We start from the raw sequence: 17574 nt of genomic DNA on the forward strand, positions 1-17574 counted from the left end.
GGGTGACAGGGATTTTTATCTTCATTCAGCAGAAGATTCCCGCCTTTATAGTGGGTAGTTGAAAATAGTTTTGTTTCCTGTTCAGAAAGTTTCAAGCCCTGCTGAACGAAGATAAAGCCTCCGGCGGATGTCACAGATTTTGAAGGGAGTTAATTGCGCAAGCGCAATTCAAAATCTGGACGCAATTACGCCGAGGCGTAATTGATTTATCGAAAGGGGAGAAGGACATGTCATTGCGATTTGTGACCGGGAGAGCCGGAACGGGGAAAACGACGGTTATAGAGCGTGAGATTGCGGCGGAGCTTGAGCGAAATCCATTGGGCCCGGCGGTTATTCTGATTGTACCTGATCAGATGTCGTATTCGATGGAGCTTAGCTTGTCGGTGAATTTCGGGCTGAATGGCTTGATCCGCGCGCAAGTTTCCACGTTCAAGCGGCTCGCGTGGCGAGTGTTGCAAGAAACGGGCGGCATTACGCGGAAAGAAGTCGATGGGTTCGGCTACCGGATGCTCGTGCGGAGCGTTCTAGAGGAGAACCGGGAGGAGCTAAAGCTGTTCAAGCAAGCTGCGAATAAAAGAGGCTTCACGGAAAAAATCGGCGATCTTATGAAGGAGTTCAGTCGCTATTGCCTCGACCGGGAAACGTTGGCGGAGTTTCGTGAGCAACTCGCGACTACTAATGCACCAAGGACGTTGCAAGATAAAGTGAGCGACTTGTCATTACTCTTATCGAAAATTGAGGAACGACTCGGCACGTCCTATGTCGATAGTGAAGGTCATTTGGCGTTGCTCGCATCTCAAATTAAACATTCGGAACTTCTAAAAGGCGCACATATTTATATAGATGGATTTGAAAGTTTCACAGCGAGAGAGTACGAAATTATTACAGAACTGATGAAGTATGGGAATCGGGTGACAGTCGTCTTGCCGATGGAGTCCGATTTGTCTGGACATGCGGATCATGAGCTGTTTTTTAATCCTGTACGTACATCGATGAAACTGCGGGAAATTGCGCGCAATGAATCGATCGATATTGAAGAAGAGATTCATATGAGCGTGCCTCTCCGGTTTAAAAATGATGAACTGAGCCACTTCGAAAGTGAATTTGAGAAGTATCCTCCGAACGTAAAGCCTTCAGAAGGGGCAGTTTCAATTATTGAAGCGACGGACCGGCGAGCGGAAATTCACGCGGTGGCGAGGAAAATTCGTGAGCTCGTTATGAAAGGTGGACGGTATAAGGAGATTTCAATTTTATACCGCCAACCTGACAAATATGATGAGCTCATTGAAACGATCTTTTCGCAATATGATATTCCGGTGTTTATTAGCCGGAAAAAGCCGATGCTCCATCATCCGCTTATAGAATTTACAAGGTCTATCCTTGAAGCGGTTACCGCGGGCTGGTCGTATGAATCGATATTCCGTGCGGTGAAGACGGATCTGTTTTTCCCGCACCGAGAAGATAAGCTCCTTTGGCGGGAGCGGGCCGATCGCCTAGAAAATTACGTCTTGGCGAATGGAATTTACGGCAAACGATGGTTTGATGAAGCGCGATGGAAAGTGAAGCGATATCGTGGGCTAGAATTGCATACGACTGTGCAAACCGATGAAGAACTGGCGTTGGAGCGGGAGTTGCATGCAATTCGTGATATCATTCGTGAGCCGTTAAAACAGTTTGAAGATAGGTTAAAGCGTTCGAAAAATGGACGAGATGTCGCAGAAGCGCTGTTTTTATTCATGGAATCATTGCACGTATTCGATAAAATCATCGACTTGCGGGCGGATGAAGAACGTGCGGGTCGTCTATTGAACGCGACAGAGCATGAGCAAGCATGGAATTCTTGGATTAATGTTCTGGATCAGTTTGTGCTCATGTTCGGCGATGCGGAGATGGAGTTGAAGGAAGCGGCTCGTATTTTAGATGAAGGATTCGATACGCTCGAATTCACACGCATTCCACCATCTCTCGATCAAGTGACGGTGACGACGATTGAGCTAGCGAGCCTTATGGAAATTGAAGTAGGCTTTATTATCGGTGTCAATGACGGTGTCCTTCCACAACGGATTGATTCGGAAGGGCTCTTATCCGATTCGGATAGGGAATGGTTTGCGATGAGTGGGCTAGAGCTTGCCCCGTCATCGAAGACGAAACTGATGGAAGAATCATATATGGCGTACCGAGCGTTCACGTCGGCGAGGGAAAAGCTTTTCATTTCGTATCCAATTGCAGATGAAGAAGGGAAATCGCTGTTACCTTCTCTCTACATTTCGCGTATCCAGCAATTATTGCCGGGAATGGAGCTGCAGTTGGCGGTGACGGATCCGTCCGAATTGCTACAGGATGATGAACAGGCTCATTACATTAGTCATCCTCGGACAGCATTGCCATTCGTCTCGATGAAAGTGAAGGAGGCGGAGCATACCGGGGAGCTTACAGCTGAATGGCAGGCAGTGCTTTCTTATTATGAAAATGATCCTTTATGGTCGTCTGTTTTACAAAACGTTACGAAACCGATCTCGGATCGAAATGAAACGGAGCGTCTTGAGCCAGCGATTACAGAAGGGTTATACGGTAAGACATTCGTATCGAGCGTTTCTAGAATTGAATCGTATTATAGCTGCCCGTTCCAGCATTTCGCGTCGTATGGACTAGGCTTGCAGGAGCGGATGGAATTTACTCTCGAAGCTCCGTCTATCGGGGATTTATTCCACGCTGCGCTAAAATGGGTGTCGGATGAAATGAACCGGACAGGAAAATCGTGGACAGAGCTGTCGAAAGAGCAATGTTGGCAATTGTCGAGGGATGCGATGGAGCATATTACTCCGATGTTCTTCAACCGTATTTTGCTATCGACGAGCCGCTATCATTATATTCGACGGAAGTTGACGCATATCGTCATGCGCACAATTTTCGCGCTCGGCAAACAGGCGACAAAGAGTATGTTCCGTCCAATTGCTATTGAAGCAGCTTTTGGACCGGGAGAGCAGTTGCCACCTCTTGAAATTCCGCTGCGCCGTGGCAATCAAATGAATTTGCGTGGACGAATCGACCGGGTTGATGCGACGGAAATCGATGGCAGAAATTATGTGCGGATTGTCGATTATAAGTCATCTTCAAAACAGCTAGATTTGACCGACGTCTATTACGGCATCTCATTACAAATGTTGACGTATCTCGATGTTGCTGTTGAGCATGCAGAAGAATGGATCGGATTCAAGGCGGATCCAGCGGGTGTACTCTACTTGCATGTCCATAATCCGATGATTCGGACGGAGCTTGAGCTTACTGAAGAATTAATTGAAGAAGAAATATTAAAATCGTATAAGATGAGGGGTTATTTGCTCGATGAACCTGAAGTTGTTATGGGAATGGATACGCAGCTCGGTAGGACGTCAACTGTCATTCCGGCCGCATTAAAAACAGACGGGACATTTACGAAAGCGTCAAAAGTGCTATCGACGGATGATCTGCAAATCGTTCGGAAGTTTGTAAGACACCGACACCAGCAGGCGGGGGACGGAATGCTTGCGGGGGATACGCGGGTGTATCCATACCGATTGAAGGATAAAATGCCGTGCGAATATTGCTCGTATCGTTCAGTATGTCAGTTTGACCCGACGAATCCCGAGCAAAAATACCGACACTATGAAGGCATGACTCCGGAAGAATCGATTGAAAAGATGCGGAAGGATGTGAATGATGATGGACATTCCAGTTAAACCGGATAATGTGACGTTTACGGACGCCCAGTGGAAGGCGATTTGGGCGACAGGAAAAGATGTGCTCGTATCAGCTGCTGCTGGTTCCGGAAAAACGAAAGTGCTCATTACTCGGATGATTGAAAAGGTGTTAAGCGAGCAAAATCCGATCGATGTCGACGAGTTGCTTGTCGTCACGTTCACAAATGCTGCAGCGGCCGAAATGCGCCATCGGATGGCGGAGGCGTTAGAAGAGGCCATTGCCGCAAATCCAAGCTCCATCCATTTACGCAGGCAGCTAAGCCTTTTGAATAAAGCACAAATTTCCACATTGCACTCGTTTTGTTTAAACGTCGTCCGCCAATATGCATACTTAATTGATATTGACCCTGGCTTCCGCATCGCGGATAGTACGGAAGCGGCATTGTTGCGCGATGATACGATCGGTGAAGTGCTTGAAGATGCATATAATGCTAATAACCCGGAAGCGATGTACCGGTTAGCAGACAGCTTCACGTCAGACAGAAACGACCAATCAATTGAGACACTCATCGACAGATTGTACGACTATTCGCGAGTGCATCCTTCACCGGAACGGTGGCTTCGGATGATTCCAATGCAATACGAATTGGATGAAGACGTAACAATTGATGAACTCGACTTCATTGGTCCGTTAAAAACGGCAATTCGTCATACGTTAGAGGAAGCGATTCATTTAACCGAGGATATGAAGCGGATTGCGCTAATGCCAGAAGGTCCTGAACCGCTAGCTGCAACTGCTGATGCTGATTTGCAGTGGATTAGGGAAGCGAAGCGCCGAATCGAAGAAGCGTCATGGGAAGAGACGTATTCGTTCTTTGGATCACTCAAATGGGTGAAGGCAGGAACAATCCGGAAAAACACATGTGACGAAGAATTAGCGAAACGGGCGAAAGTGCTCCGGGATTCCGTGAAGAAAATTGTCAACACGTTGAAAGAATCATACTTTACAAGGACGCCCGCGCGTCTATTAGATGAAATCCGTCTAATGGCACCGATGATGCATACGCTAGTCGAGCTCGTCATCGATTTCGGCAAAAGATACGGCGAAGTGAAGATGGACCGCGGCCTCGTCGACTTTTCGGACTTGGAGCATTTTGCCCTTCAAATTTTAGCGTCGGAAAAGGACGGAGAACTCGTACCATCTGACATCGCGGTCGATTACTTAAATAAGTTCGCGGAAGTGCTCGTCGATGAGTACCAGGACGTCAATTTATTGCAAGAGGCAATCATTCAGCTTGTGAAGCGAGGCAGCGAGGCGGACGGGAACTTATTTATGGTCGGCGATGTAAAACAGTCGATCTATCGTTTCAGATTGGCGGAACCGGGGTTATTTCTTGGGAAATATAATCGTTTTACGTCGGATAATAGCGAAAACGGGCTTAAAATCGATTTGAACGCGAACTTTAGAAGTCGAAAAGAAGTGTTAGACGCGACGAATTTCATCTTCTCGCAAGTGATGGGCAAGCGGGTCGGTGAAGTCGAATATGATGAATTCGCTGCATTGAAATATGGTGCCCGTTATCCGGATAAGGAAACACCTGCCGCATTAACATTGTTATACGAGGCAGACGATGAAGAGGAATTTGAAGAGGAAGCAACCGAGCTAACAGGGCAAAGTTTGAAAAGCTCACAAGCGGAAGCGAGGTATATGATTCGGAGAATAAAAGAGTTGATGGCGTCAGGTGCTGAAGTGACAGACGCGTTTACGGATAAACGACGCCCACTCGAATACCGTGATATCGTCATCCTCATGCGTTCGATGACATGGTCTGGAGAAATCGCAGAAGAGTTCAAGCTTGCAGGCATTCCGATTTACGCAGAATTGTCTCGTGGCTACTTCGAAGCAATTGAAGTAATGATCATGCTCAACACATTGCGTGTCATTGACAATCCGTATCAGGACATTCCGCTTGCCTCTGTTCTTCGCGCGCCGTTCGTCGGCATGACGGAAAACGAGTTAGCGCAAGTTCGGCTTGCAGCGAAGAACAAGCCGTTTTACGAAGCACTGAAATTGTTCATGGCGACAGGAGGAGCGGGAATTGCTGCTGAAACGCAACTGAAATTGCAACGGTTCATCCTTATGTTCGAAGATTGGCGTAATTTAGCTCGACGTGGGTCATTATCGGAGCTTATTTGGCAAGTGTATATCGATACCCATTACTATGAAATGGTAGGCGCGATGCCGAACGGAAAGCAACGGCAAGCGAATTTACGAGCGCTGCATGACCGTGCTATCGATTACGAGAAGACATCGTTCCGGGGACTCTTCCGTTTCCTACGGTTCATCGACCGAATGCAAAAGCGCGGAGATGATCTTGGTGCTGCTCGTTACGTGAGTGAGACGGAAGATGTCGTCCGGATTATGACAATCCATTCATCGAAAGGGCTTGAGTTCCCGTATGTATTCGTCGCGGGAGCAGGAAGGCAGTTCAATAAGATGGATTTCAATGAACCGTATTTATTCGACCAGCATTTCGGCTTGGCAGTAAAGGCGATTGATCCGGAATTGCGCATTACGTACACTTCTCTTCCATTCCTTGCGATGAAAGAGAAGAAGGAACTCGAAATGCGTGCAGAGGAAATGCGTGTCCTCTATGTAGCGATGACGAGGGCGAAAGAGCATCTTGAATTAATTGCGACCGTTAAGGATATTGAAAAAGTAATCGGTAGCTGGCAAGATGCACAACTCATCGAGGATGGTGAAATGCTACCGGAGTATACACGGTCGCGCGCAAACGGTTATTTAGATTGGATCGGGCCTGCCATTGCACGCCATCCGGATTTTGATAAATTCGGATTCATGCACGGTGGACGTCCTGTGAATGATCCGTCAAAGTGGGAAATAGCGGCGTATCCTGTATCGTCATTTCTTGTAATGGACGAACAAGAAGAGGAAATTATAGATAGTCCTATAACGACGTCAATTGAAACTGATGTTATCGATGCGGTTTGGTCGGAGGAAGTGAAACGGCGGTTCGACTACGTCTATCCTTTTATGACATCCGTAGATAAGCGTTCTAAGCAAACAGTGAGCGACTTGAAAAGGGTTGCGCTATTAGAGGAGGAACCTGACTTCGGCAACTTCTTCTCAACGAACGGTGACGAAGTGAGCACCCCTTACTTGCATGACCGTCCAGCATTTATGCAAAAACGAGCGCTATCGGGAGCAGAAATCGGCACGGCGATGCATACGATCATGCAGCATATCGATCTATCAACGACGCATACCGTTGAAGAAGTGAATCAGTTTGTTGCGGAGTTAACGACGCGCCAATTGCTGACGCCGGAAGAAGCGAACGCTGTCGATGTGAACGCAATCGTTCGATTTTTCGAGACGCCGTTGTTCAAGAGGTTATCAGAATCAACGAGAATGCTTAAAGAAGTTCCGTTTACGTACGCATACGACGCAAATGATGGTGATCATCAGATTTTGCAAGGGATTGCTGACTGCCTTTTTGAGGAAAAAGACGGCTGGGTACTGCTCGACTATAAGACAGACCGAATTCGCGGTCTATTCCGGTCTGATGAAGAAGTGCAAGCCGAAATGCAAAAGCGATACGGTATCCAGTTAAGCCTTTATAAAAAAGCGGTCGAATCAATCGCGAGAATACAAATAAAAGAAATGATCCTCTATTTGTTTGACGGGGAGAGGGTTGTGCATGTTCAGGAGGAATCTGTTTGAACATATTACCGACAATTGGAAACCGTATTGAAGCAATGGATATACTGAGGGGCTTTGCGCTCCTCGGCATATTCATCGCGAATATGCTCACGTTTCACTCACCTTATTTCTATATTGACCAATATACATATTTCAGTACGCCAAGTGATGTCGCATCCTACAAGCTTATTAATCTGTTTGTAGAAGCGAGTTTTTATCCGATTTTCGCAATGATGTTCGGATATGGATTGAATATGCAATATGAAAAAGCGATTGCGAACGGTACGTCATACGTGCCGATGATGGCGAGGCGCCTCGCCATTTTAATGGGTTTTGGTATAATCCATGCGTTATTCGTCTGGTCAGGCGATGTGTTGTTCACGTATGCGCTCATGGGCTTTATTATGTTAGCCGCTGTTAGAATTCCGAAAAAATGGCTCTTTTGGATTGCGATGACCGTCTATTTACTTCCGACATTCCTATTTATCGGTGGCACTTATTTATTGACGATATTTAATCCAAATCAGTTAATGGATGGATTTGTCAACATTCAGCAAATTGAGTTGGCGATTACGGCATATGCGCATGGGACGTATGGGGAAGCGCTCGTTTTTCGGATTACGGAATGGCTGCTTATCGGTTTGACGAGCTCCTTTTTAGGCGTTTTCATGGTGCTACCTTTAATAATGTTAGGTGCCGCCTTTTCAAAATGGAAACTATTTGAACGGGCTGCTGAAATGAAAGGGAAAATTGCCATTGTCGGGATCGTTACGTTACTAGTTGGAGTATTCATCAAATCCTGGCCTTATATCGACGGGCACGCGTATTATAAAACGTTGACACAACAGCTTATCGGCGGACCAATTTTGGCAATCGGCTATGCGTCCGTCATCATTTTGCTTTGTCAATTGCCTATTTTCCAAGTAATCTTCAGACCAATTTCAAAGGCGGGAAGAATGTCGTTGACGACATATTTAATGCAGTCAATTATCGCAACAACTCTTTTTTACGGATATGGCTTCGGCTTGTATGGAAAAGTAGATGTTGAGACAGGAACATTGATAGCTGTCGGCGTCTTTGCCATCCAAGTTATCTTCGCAGAGCTTTGGTTGTTGAAATTCCGGATGGGGCCTTTTGAATGGTTATGGCGAAAAGGGACATACGGGAAAAATATGACGAAAAAAGAGGAGAAAGAGCAAGCTTTGTAGAATGATAGTTTGTAGATTCGTATTGCTAAGTTGTAAAGGTTTTCTACATTATAAGGAAGGATGGGCTTGTACATGAAACTTTTGTCGTTCCGGTTTGAAGGAAAAACGTTATTCGGTCCGAAAGTGAAGAAAGAGGAAGCAGTTTGGGATGTGACATCGATTGCTAAAGCATTCGGCGAAACGGATTTCCCTTCAACAATCATCGAAGGCATCGCAGGAGGTTTGGAGTTTGTTGAAAAGGTGAGGAAACTTGCTGAGCAAGCTCGAAATAGTGAAAATCCGGAACAATTTAAGTATGCATTCACTGAAATTGAATGGCTGTCACCAATTCCGCGCACACCGAAAAACGTCCTTTGTGTCGGTAAGAACTATGCCGATCATGCCGCTGAAATGGGTTCGGACGCGCCGCCGGAAAAAGTAATGATCTTTACGAAATCGCCTACTTCAATTGCTGCAGATGAGCAGGAGCTTCCGGCGTATGCAGAATTGACGGATAGCCTCGATTATGAAGGAGAATTGGCAGTCGTCATTAGCAAGAAAGGGCGCAATATCCCGAAACAGCTTGCGTATGATCATGTTTTTGGTTATACGATCGCGAACGATATTACGGCAAGGGATATCCAAACTGCGCATAAACAGTTTTTCCTCGGAAAAAGCTTAGACGGCTCTTGTCCGATCGGTCCTTATATCGTCACAAAGGACGAAATTCCGAATGCGCATAACTTGTCAATCGTCACAAAAGTGAATGGCGAAGTCCGTCAAAACGGAAATACATCCGATATGATCTTCAAAATCGATGAATTGATTGCAGAAATCTCAAAATTTGTCACACTTGAGCCAGGAGACGTCATTTTGACAGGAACTCCTGCCGGGGTTGGGAAAGGGATGAACCCGCCGAAATTCCTAAAAGCCGGCGATACAGTGAAAATATCGGTTGAAGGAATCGGCACGCTCGTCAATCGATTTGTGTAAGATGATTTCCTACTCTGGAAAGCTTTTCTATGATAATATTGAATAGTATTTAATAGAATATATTATCAATGAGGTGAATAGTTTGGACTTTCTAGCAAGCACGCATTTTCATATTTTCGCTTGGGTCGTAGGTATTCTTCTTTTCCTCGTTTCTGCAGTAATGGCGAACGAGACGAAAGGGAAGAAGATTACACATATGATTGCGCGCCTATTTTACGTACTCATCCTTGTTTCAGGCATTGCGCTCTTTATTAAAGGGATGGATTTCGGAATGGGTGCGGATTACGGCATTAAATTCCTTCTCGGCTTATTGACGATTGTTATGATGGAAATGGCTCTTGTACGTGCCAAAAAAGGGAAGAAAGTGACGACGATTTGGATATTGTTTTTCATCTTCTTCTTTGCAACGATGTTTTACGGATTTAAATTACCGATGGGCAATAAGTTCTTCTAATTAAAATACGAAATATGTAAACGGAAACCGTTAGCGAAGATGCTGGCGGTTTTTTATCATTCCATTCACAATTTTGACTCATTTGTATAGTAATGGATCCATTAATGACTCCATTCGATAGCAGGGAGTGACCCGTTTTGTTAAGATGACAAGTGAGAGCTTGTTTAGGGAGGCTTTGTCGTGAAAGGAAAACGTTTAGTCAGCTTAGTTGCCATTTTTTTATTGTTCATTTCAGTAGTATTGCCAGCTGTCGCTTTTGCTGAGGCTGAGCGAGGTATAATGGATGAAAGCATCTATGACCTGCTTGTGGACCGTTTTAATAACGGCGCAGGAAAGAACGACATCGACGTCGATACGCATAATGGATATGCGTTCAATGGCGGTGATTTCATCGGCATTGAAGGAAGATTGCAACATATTATCGATATGGGCTTTACGATGATTTCTTTAGGCCCCATCTTTAAGACGGATACGTATGACGGAAACGGCGTTACGTCATATTTCGAATTGGAGCCCCATTTTGGTACAGAGAAAGAGCTCAATTCGTTAGTGACGGAAATACATAAGAAAAAAATGAAAGTAATCGCTGATTTTCCTCTTGGGAATGTGAGCTCGGATCATGAATGGGTAAGGAAGCGGTCGTATAAGTTCACTCATTCCGCAGACGGCACGGTCAATTGGGATCCGGCAGATATGAACGTACGGGAGGCTTTGCTTGAAGCGGCTGTCGATTTCATTTCAATTCATGAGCTCGATGGAATTCGTCTGACGAATCTTGAAAGTTTTGATGAAGCTTTTTTGAATGAAATGATTGACGCAATTCATGACGCTAAAAAAGGCGCTTACGTATTGACGAACGAAGAAAGTAGGGCTGCGTTTGACTTGAAGCCGGATGACGCGAAGATGCAGGCACTTCGTCAATCATTTGTAAGAACAGATCCGGACTCATCCCCTATGAATATATTCATACATAACGAGAAAACCGAGTTGCTTCAATACGATGACTTAACTGGACCGCGTTTCACGTATGATATCGTAGAAGCAAGGATGTTCCCGCCAACCCGGTGGAAAGTGGCGGCGACCGCATTATTTACGCTTCCGGGCGTTCCACTCATGACGTACGGGACGGAAATCGCGGTGAACGGAAAAGAAGCACCTGAAAGCCATCCGCTATTCAACTTTAAGACGGATATGGAATTCAAAGATCTCATTGGCAATTTGAATTTACTTCGCAATAAATCGGCAACGCTTCGTAGCGGAGATTTTGAAATGCTGCACAATGAAGATGGTTTTATCATTTACACGCGTACTTCGGAAGATGAAACATGGCTTATTGCGATTAACAACACTAGTGAAACGAAAAGTTTCGCAATTCCTGCCGAAAAGATTGGCGATAACAAAAAGTTACGAGGCGTTCTTGATGGTGATCTCATCCGGGAAGCCGATGATGGGATGTTCCGCGTCGTTCTAGATAGGGAGCTTGCGGAAGTGTATATTGCGGATGAAGATAAAGGCTTTAACACACCTTATCTCATTGCATCCATCCTTGTTCCGACCTTATTCCTCGGCTTCCTGTTCCTTGTCATTAAGAATGGGCGAGAGAGAAGACGAACGGAAAAAAACTAGCGTAAATAGAAAATGCCTTTCAAGACTTGGTTGTGGCCATGTCAGGAAAGGCATTTTTTAGTAGAATCGAATGTGCGAGTTTTATTGAATTAATTTATTCAAAAAGAAAATTGCAATCGTACCGGGGCCGGAGTGGGAGCCTACGGCAGAGCCGATCATATGAATTTCCACATTTTTTGGTTGGAATTTTTCTTCAATGAGTGCTTTCATTTCGAGAGCCGTGCTTTCGTCATCTCCATGGCTAATGGCGATTGTCTGCTGTGATAATTCAACTCCGCGTTCTTCAATTAGTTCAATCATGCGGCGCAGCACTTTTTTGCGTCCGCGGTGTTTTTCAATTGGAACGAGCTTTCCGCCTTCGACGTGAAGAAGTGGTTTAATATTTAGAAGGCCACCAATAAATGCGCTCGCCTTCGAAACTCGTCCGCCTTTCGCCAAGTAATCGAGGTCTTCAACTGTGAAAAGATGTTCCATATGATTGGCCATATCACGGATTTTACGTTCGATCGTACGCACGTCATCGCCTGCATCTCGTAGACGGACAGCTTCTTTAACTAGAAGGCCGTAACCGAGAGAAGCGCATCGTGAATCGATGATGACGAGGTTCATATTTGGATTTCCTTCTTTTACTTGGTCTTTCATCATGACAGCTGTGTTATACGTTCCGGACAGCTCGGATGAGAAGGCAATATAAAGACCTTCTTCGCCTGAATCGGAAAATTCCTTCCAAGTGGAAAGGAAGCGCTCGGGTGAAGCTTGTGAAGTTTTTGGATGCTTTCCATTGCGGATCGCCTCATATACTTCCTTTGAATCAATTTCAATGACGTCATCGCCTTCTTTGTCGTCGATCAAAACGCGTAACGGGATAAGCGTTACATCGTTTTCATCAAAAAATGATTTCGGTAAATCTGAACCACTATCGGCAAATATTCTCATTTGGGTTTCCCTCACTTCTATTTATATTTTATTTGTTAATAACAATCGTTCTTTAAGTACTTCTGCGATTCCATCTTCGTTATTCGTTAACGTCGTTACTTCATCGGCAATGGATTTTAGCCTGTCTATTCCGTTAGCCATCGCGACACCGACACCTGCGTAATCGATCATTTCAAGATCATTGTCCTCATCCCCGAATGCGATAATGCGCTCCCGTGGAATGCCAATCCATTTGGCGACATGCGAAATACCTACGGCTTTATTCAATCCGTGGCGGACGATTTCGATGACGTCCCATGGTGCGCCCCAACGTCGATGGTCGATCGCCTCTGCATGAACTTCTGCCAAATGTTTTCGGATAGGATCGACATATTTCGGATCTGCTTGTATAAGTAAACTTGTAGGCTCGACTTGCAACGATTCTCGGATGTCTCCATGCTTTATGACGGGAGCTCCGAAGCTGAGAATGTCGAGGAGCTTTTCATCGTGATATTGCAAATACACATCGTCCATTACTTCGGCAATAATATTATGAAGACGAAAATCTTGCATCGCTTCGACAACATCATTGACGACAGGAAGAGAAATCGTTTCATGGAACGTTTTCCATGAACGATCGGTAGGATTGTGGACAAATGCTCCATTGAAATTAACAATTGGCGTCTTTAGGCCAAGTTCACGATAGTACATCGAACTTGCCCGATACGGCCGACCCGTCGCAATCATCACATGATGCCCTTGTTCTTCTGCCAGTTTCAATGTATGTGCGGTTTTCTTTGAAATCACTTTATCATCTGTTAGCAATGTCCCGTCCAAGTCGAGGACAATTAAATGCGGTTTCATCGTTCGGCCCCCTTTGGAAATTTCTTTGTTGTATATCAATTACCTCGAAGAAGCTCACTAATTGGAGTTTTACCTTATAATGTCCAGTTTATCGTTATCTATCGGAGCAAGTCAAAACATTCCGGAAGAAAACCATCCTTTTTGTTTTTCCAGTAAAACTTTGGTACGATTTAGAAAAAGCACAGAAGGTGTTCGAATGATTGTAAAAGAAGAAAAATGGAGCAATATACCATTACTGCATATTGTGGATGAACGAAACGAAAATAGCAAACTACCTGCTGTCATATTCTTGCACGGTTTCACGAGTGCCAAAGAGCATAACTTGCATTACGCATATAATATTGCAAAGAAAGGTTTCCGCGTCCTATTGCCAGATGCTCATTTGCACGGTTCGCGGGATGAAGGATTGGATGAAGTCCAATTAAGTTTGCGCTTTTGGGAAATCGTCCTGACGTCAATCGAGGAAATGGCTATCCTACATAACGAATTGCAAACGAGAGGCGTGCAAAAAATTGGAATGGGCGGAACTTCCATGGGCGGCATAACGACACTCGGTTGCTTGACCGCATATGACTGGATTAATGTCGCAACAATTATGATGGGGGCGCCAGGTTATGTGGAGCTAGCAAAAGCGCAAATAGCACAATTCGAACGACGCGGTTTTAAATTACCTATTACCGATGAAGAACGGAAATCATTGCTCGATACACTTTCCATTTTTGATTTGACAAAGCAAAAGAAAAAGCTCAACAATCGTCCTGTTTACTTCTGGCACGGTGAAAATGATACAGTCGTTCCATTTGAACCGACATTCAATTTTTATAACGCAGCGAAGAAGGACTACGCGCATACACCTGAACGTTTTGAATTCGTTGTAGACCCGACAGCGGGACACGCCGTTTCACGAGATGGCATGTTACGGGCTGTTGACTGGTTCGCATCTTATTTGAATGAATAGGTAATACTTGTTATGATAAATGAGAATACATTCAGAAAGGGGAAGTTCAATGACTGAAGATATGAAGGGCAGCTTGATGGGTGCTCTGGAAAATGTAATCGATCCCGAGCTTGGAATTGATATCGTCAATTTAGGGCTTGTTTATGATGTAGAGCTAGATGAAGAAGGTACAGCCAACGTGAAAATGACGTTGACATCAATGGGTTGTCCGATGGGGCCTCAAATCGTCGCTAACATTAAGCAAGAACTAATGGAATTACCTGAAGTGAAAGATGCGGACGTCAACATCGTTTGGAATCCGCCATGGTCGAGAGATATGATGTCGCGCTACGCAAAGATGGCGCTCGGCGTACGTTAATATATAGTGGAAAAAGGTTGTTTGACTCATCGTCAAGCAGCCTTTTTTATTTCGTGTATTTTGAATGGGATAGGGGAAAAATATGCATGCGGATTACTTTACTTGTAGGCGAATAAAGCATATACTTTAATTAATCAAAGATAGTCAAAGTCAAACGATAGAGGTGAATGCATATGAGAATGGATGGCGTACAAGAAGACCAACGGACCCCACTTGAACAATTTGGCCGAAATCTTGTTGAAGATGTGAAAAACGGTAAAATGGATCCGGTAATTGGACGGGATGAGGAAATTCGGAATGTCATTCGGATTTTATCAAGAAAAACGAAAAACAACCCTGTTCTAATCGGGGAACCTGGAGTCGGTAAAACAGCGATTGTCGAAGGGCTTGCCCAACGGATCGTCAAAGGCGATGTGCCAGAAGGATTGAAAGATAAGCAGATTTTTGAATTAGATATGAGTTCACTAATTGCTGGCGCGAAGTACCGAGGAGAATTTGAAGAACGGTTGAAAGGCGTTTTGAAACAAGTGAAGGAAAGTGATGGGCAAATTATCCTTTTCATTGACGAAATTCATACGATCGTTGGTGCCGGGAAGACAGAGGGCGCGATGGATGCGGGCAATATGTTGAAACCGATGCTTGCGCGCGGTGAGCTGTATTGCATCGGAGCGACGACGCTCGACGAATACCGGATGTATATCGAGAAAGATCCAGCATTGGAACGCCGTTTCCAGCAAGTATTGGTGCGTGAACCTTCTGTCGAAGATACAATCTCAATCCTACGCGGTTTGAAAGAACGGTTTGAGCTCCATCATGGCGTTCGAATCCATGACCGTGCATTAGTTGCAGCTGCTACGTTGTCGGACCGCTACTTGACGGAACGGTTCATGCCGGACAAGGCGATTGACCTAATGGATGAAGCGAGCGCGATGATCCGTACAGAAATCGACTCGATGCCTCAAGAACTCGATTCGGTCACACGCCGGATCATGCAGCTTGAGATCGAGGAGCAAGCATTAATGAAAGAAAAGGATACGATCAGCAAGACACGTCTCGAAACACTGCGTACCGAGTTGCAGGAGCTAAAAGATTCATCTGCAGGTATGCGGGAGCAGTGGAACAAGGAGAAAGAGGCGTTGCGGGATATCCAAGTGAAGCGAGAAGAACTTGACCGATACCGCCGCGAATTGGAAGATGCGCAAAACCGTTTTGACTTAAATAAAGCCGCGGAGCTTCAATACGGAAAAATCCCCACTCTCGAAAAACAACTTCAAGAATTGGAAGCGCCGCTCACAAATAGTTCGGAAAGCCGGTTGTTGCGGGAAGAAGTAACAGAAGACGAAATTGCGATGATTGTATCACGCTGGACGGGTATTCCTGTTACGAAGCTTGTGGAAGGAGAGCGAGAGAAATTGCTTCGTCTCCGAGAAACATTGGAAGAGAGAGTTATCGGTCAGGATGACGCCGTTCAACTTGTCACAGAAGCGGTTTGGCGTGCACGTGCAGGCATTAAAGACCCAGATAAGCCGATCGGTTCGTTCCTATTTCTTGGTCCGACAGGGGTCGGTAAGACGGAACTCGCGAAAACGCTCGCTGCAACGTTATTCGATTCGGAAGACCACTTCATTCGAATCGATATGTCCGAATATATGGAAAAGCATAGTGTATCTCGTCTCGTCGGGGCGCCTCCTGGTTACATCGGATATGAAGAGGGTGGACAGCTGACGGAAGCGGTGCGCCGCAATCCTTACTCGGTCGTGCTCCTAGATGAAATCGAAAAAGCGCATCCTGATGTAGCAAATATTTTGCTTCAATTATTAGATGACGGAAGAATAACAGATAGCCAAGGACGATTAGTTAACTTCACAAATACTGTCGTCATTATGACGTCCAATATCGGATCTGCTTATTTGCTGCAAGGTCAGTTTGAGTCGGAGAAGCATGCTGCTGAGGATTTAGTTATGTCAGAACTGCGTCGCCATTTTAAGCCGGAACTGCTAAACCGGATGGATGACATTATCATTTTCCATTCGTTGTCAGGCGACTCGTTCCGTTTAATTGCCAAAAAGATGATTGAAGACCTCGTCAAACGGTTAGATGAACAAGAAGTGGAACTAGAGTGCACCGATGATGTGCTTCACTGGATTGTTCGGGAAGGAACCGATGCCGACTTTGGTGCGAGACCGTTGAAACGATTCATTCAACGTCATGTCGAAACGATCGTCGCGAAGGAAATTATTAAAGGCGACTTAACATCTAATGAGAAATTAGTAGTGCGTATGGTAGATGGAAAGTTGAACATAGAGAAGCGATAATAAAAGTCCTGGTACGCCGAAATCGGTTACCAGGACTTTTTAATGGGAATAACTAAGGCGATGGAAAGTTCTCGTTCCATTAAACAAAACAAAAAACCATCCACAATGAAGTGAATGGTTTTACTGATGAATCAATAATCTGCGACTTCCCCGTCTGGAGTAACTGCAGTAATACAAATGATTAGTACTGCCATGACGATTGAAGCAATTACACCGCTCATGAAGTCGAAAGATTGGATAGCGCCGATTGAACCGGCTACATAGTTGACCATCGCAACAAGTAGAAAAGACCAAACAAAAGTCAATATATATTTCATCGAATTCACCTCATCATATCTATTTCCTCGTACATCATACCATAAACACGTCCAATCGATAAACAAAATAATGTACAATCCATATTTTCTTTAGCAAAATCGTGTCGACTTATTGAAAAATAGTCTGTTATCTTCTATAATTAACACCAGGTACTAATATTAGATGATAAGGAACGGGGTATGTAT

At 44.9% G+C, this 17574-nt stretch carries 12 protein-coding genes; 9 read left to right on the top strand and 3 right to left on the bottom strand.

Features of this window, described 5'->3' with window-relative positions; translation table 11 throughout:
- Positions 1 to 227: 227 nt before the first annotated feature.
- The 6 genes from addB (at position 228) to QM454_RS10500 (ending at position 11661) form a co-directional block, all read left to right on the top strand.
- Entirely contained in the window at positions 228 to 3719 is a 3492-nt protein-coding gene (addB, locus tag QM454_RS10475) for a helicase-exonuclease AddAB subunit AddB (RefSeq protein ID WP_432357646.1), read from the top strand.
- Positions 3697 to 7422 (top strand): helicase-exonuclease AddAB subunit AddA, encoded by a 3726-nt coding sequence (gene addA, locus QM454_RS10480; RefSeq protein ID WP_432357648.1) that lies wholly within the window; start codon positions 3697 to 3699, stop codon positions 7420 to 7422. The genes addB and addA overlap by 23 nt, the downstream gene beginning before the upstream one ends.
- Positions 7419 to 8609: a DUF418 domain-containing protein gene (locus tag QM454_RS10485; protein WP_432357651.1), complete on the top strand. Its 1191-nt coding sequence runs from the start codon at positions 7419 to 7421 to the stop codon at positions 8607 to 8609. The genes addA and QM454_RS10485 overlap by 4 nt, the downstream gene beginning before the upstream one ends.
- 72 nt (positions 8610 to 8681) lie before the next feature.
- Complete coding sequence (locus tag QM454_RS10490; RefSeq protein WP_432363954.1) at positions 8682 to 9581, top strand: fumarylacetoacetate hydrolase family protein; 900 nt, start codon at positions 8682 to 8684, stop codon at positions 9579 to 9581.
- 73 nt (positions 9582 to 9654) lie between these two features.
- Complete coding sequence (locus tag QM454_RS10495; RefSeq protein WP_432357654.1) at positions 9655 to 10035, top strand: YisL family protein; 381 nt, start codon at positions 9655 to 9657, stop codon at positions 10033 to 10035.
- 180 nt (positions 10036 to 10215) lie between these two features.
- A complete protein-coding gene (locus QM454_RS10500) occupies positions 10216 to 11661 on the top strand; it encodes an alpha-amylase family glycosyl hydrolase (RefSeq protein WP_432357656.1) in 1446 nt (481 codons plus the stop codon).
- An 81-nt stretch (positions 11662 to 11742) separates the two neighbouring features.
- Here QM454_RS10500 and QM454_RS10505 read toward each other — a convergent pair whose 3' ends face one another.
- Entirely contained in the window at positions 11743 to 12597 is an 855-nt protein-coding gene (locus QM454_RS10505; protein WP_432357659.1) for a DegV family protein, read from the bottom strand.
- Between the two features lie 21 nt (positions 12598 to 12618).
- Positions 12619 to 13440, bottom strand: coding sequence for a Cof-type HAD-IIB family hydrolase (locus QM454_RS10510; protein WP_432357662.1), 822 nt, complete (start codon positions 13438 to 13440; stop codon positions 12619 to 12621).
- Between the two features lie 196 nt (positions 13441 to 13636).
- Between QM454_RS10510 and QM454_RS10515 the strand changes: the two genes are divergently transcribed.
- The 3 genes from QM454_RS10515 (at position 13637) to QM454_RS10525 (ending at position 17071) form a co-directional block, all read left to right on the top strand.
- A complete protein-coding gene (locus QM454_RS10515) occupies positions 13637 to 14398 on the top strand; it encodes a prolyl oligopeptidase family serine peptidase (protein ID WP_432357665.1) in 762 nt (253 codons plus the stop codon).
- 49 nt (positions 14399 to 14447) lie between these two features.
- Positions 14448 to 14756 carry a metal-sulfur cluster assembly factor gene (locus tag QM454_RS10520; RefSeq protein ID WP_432357668.1) on the top strand — a complete coding sequence of 103 codons (309 nt, stop codon included), beginning with the start codon at positions 14448 to 14450 and terminating at the stop codon, positions 14754 to 14756.
- Between the two features lie 167 nt (positions 14757 to 14923).
- Positions 14924 to 17071, top strand: coding sequence for an ATP-dependent Clp protease ATP-binding subunit (locus tag QM454_RS10525; RefSeq protein WP_432357670.1), 2148 nt, complete (start codon positions 14924 to 14926; stop codon positions 17069 to 17071).
- Between the two features lie 131 nt (positions 17072 to 17202).
- Here QM454_RS10525 and QM454_RS10530 read toward each other — a convergent pair whose 3' ends face one another.
- Complete coding sequence (locus QM454_RS10530; protein WP_432357673.1) at positions 17203 to 17388, bottom strand: DUF2929 family protein; 186 nt, start codon at positions 17386 to 17388, stop codon at positions 17203 to 17205.
- Positions 17389 to 17574 lie beyond the last annotated feature (186 nt).

The sequence above is a fragment of the Sporosarcina sp. UB5 genome (assembly GCF_050859005.1).
Taxonomy (GTDB): domain Bacteria; phylum Bacillota; class Bacilli; order Bacillales_A; family Planococcaceae; genus Sporosarcina.

Bases quoted from the DNA above. Each gene is read 5' to 3' on its own strand.
- addB (WP_432357646.1), top strand. From the start codon at position 228: ATGTCATTGCGATTTGTGACCGGGAGAGCCGGAACGGGGAAAACGACG.
- addA (WP_432357648.1), top strand. From the start codon at position 3,697: ATGATGATGGACATTCCAGTTAAACCGGATAATGTGACGTTTACGGAC.
- QM454_RS10490 (WP_432363954.1), top strand. From the start codon at position 8,682: ATGAAACTTTTGTCGTTCCGGTTTGAAGGAAAAACGTTATTCGGTCCG.
- QM454_RS10505 (WP_432357659.1), bottom strand. From the start codon at position 12,597: ATGAGAATATTTGCCGATAGTGGTTCAGATTTACCGAAATCATTTTTT.
- QM454_RS10510 (WP_432357662.1), bottom strand. From the start codon at position 13,440: ATGAAACCGCATTTAATTGTCCTCGACTTGGACGGGACATTGCTAACA.
- QM454_RS10515 (WP_432357665.1), top strand. From the start codon at position 13,637: ATGATTGTAAAAGAAGAAAAATGGAGCAATATACCATTACTGCATATT.
- QM454_RS10520 (WP_432357668.1), top strand. From the start codon at position 14,448: ATGACTGAAGATATGAAGGGCAGCTTGATGGGTGCTCTGGAAAATGTA.
- QM454_RS10525 (WP_432357670.1), top strand. From the start codon at position 14,924: ATGCATATGAGAATGGATGGCGTACAAGAAGACCAACGGACCCCACTT.
- QM454_RS10530 (WP_432357673.1), bottom strand. From the start codon at position 17,388: ATGAAATATATATTGACTTTTGTTTGGTCTTTTCTACTTGTTGCGATG.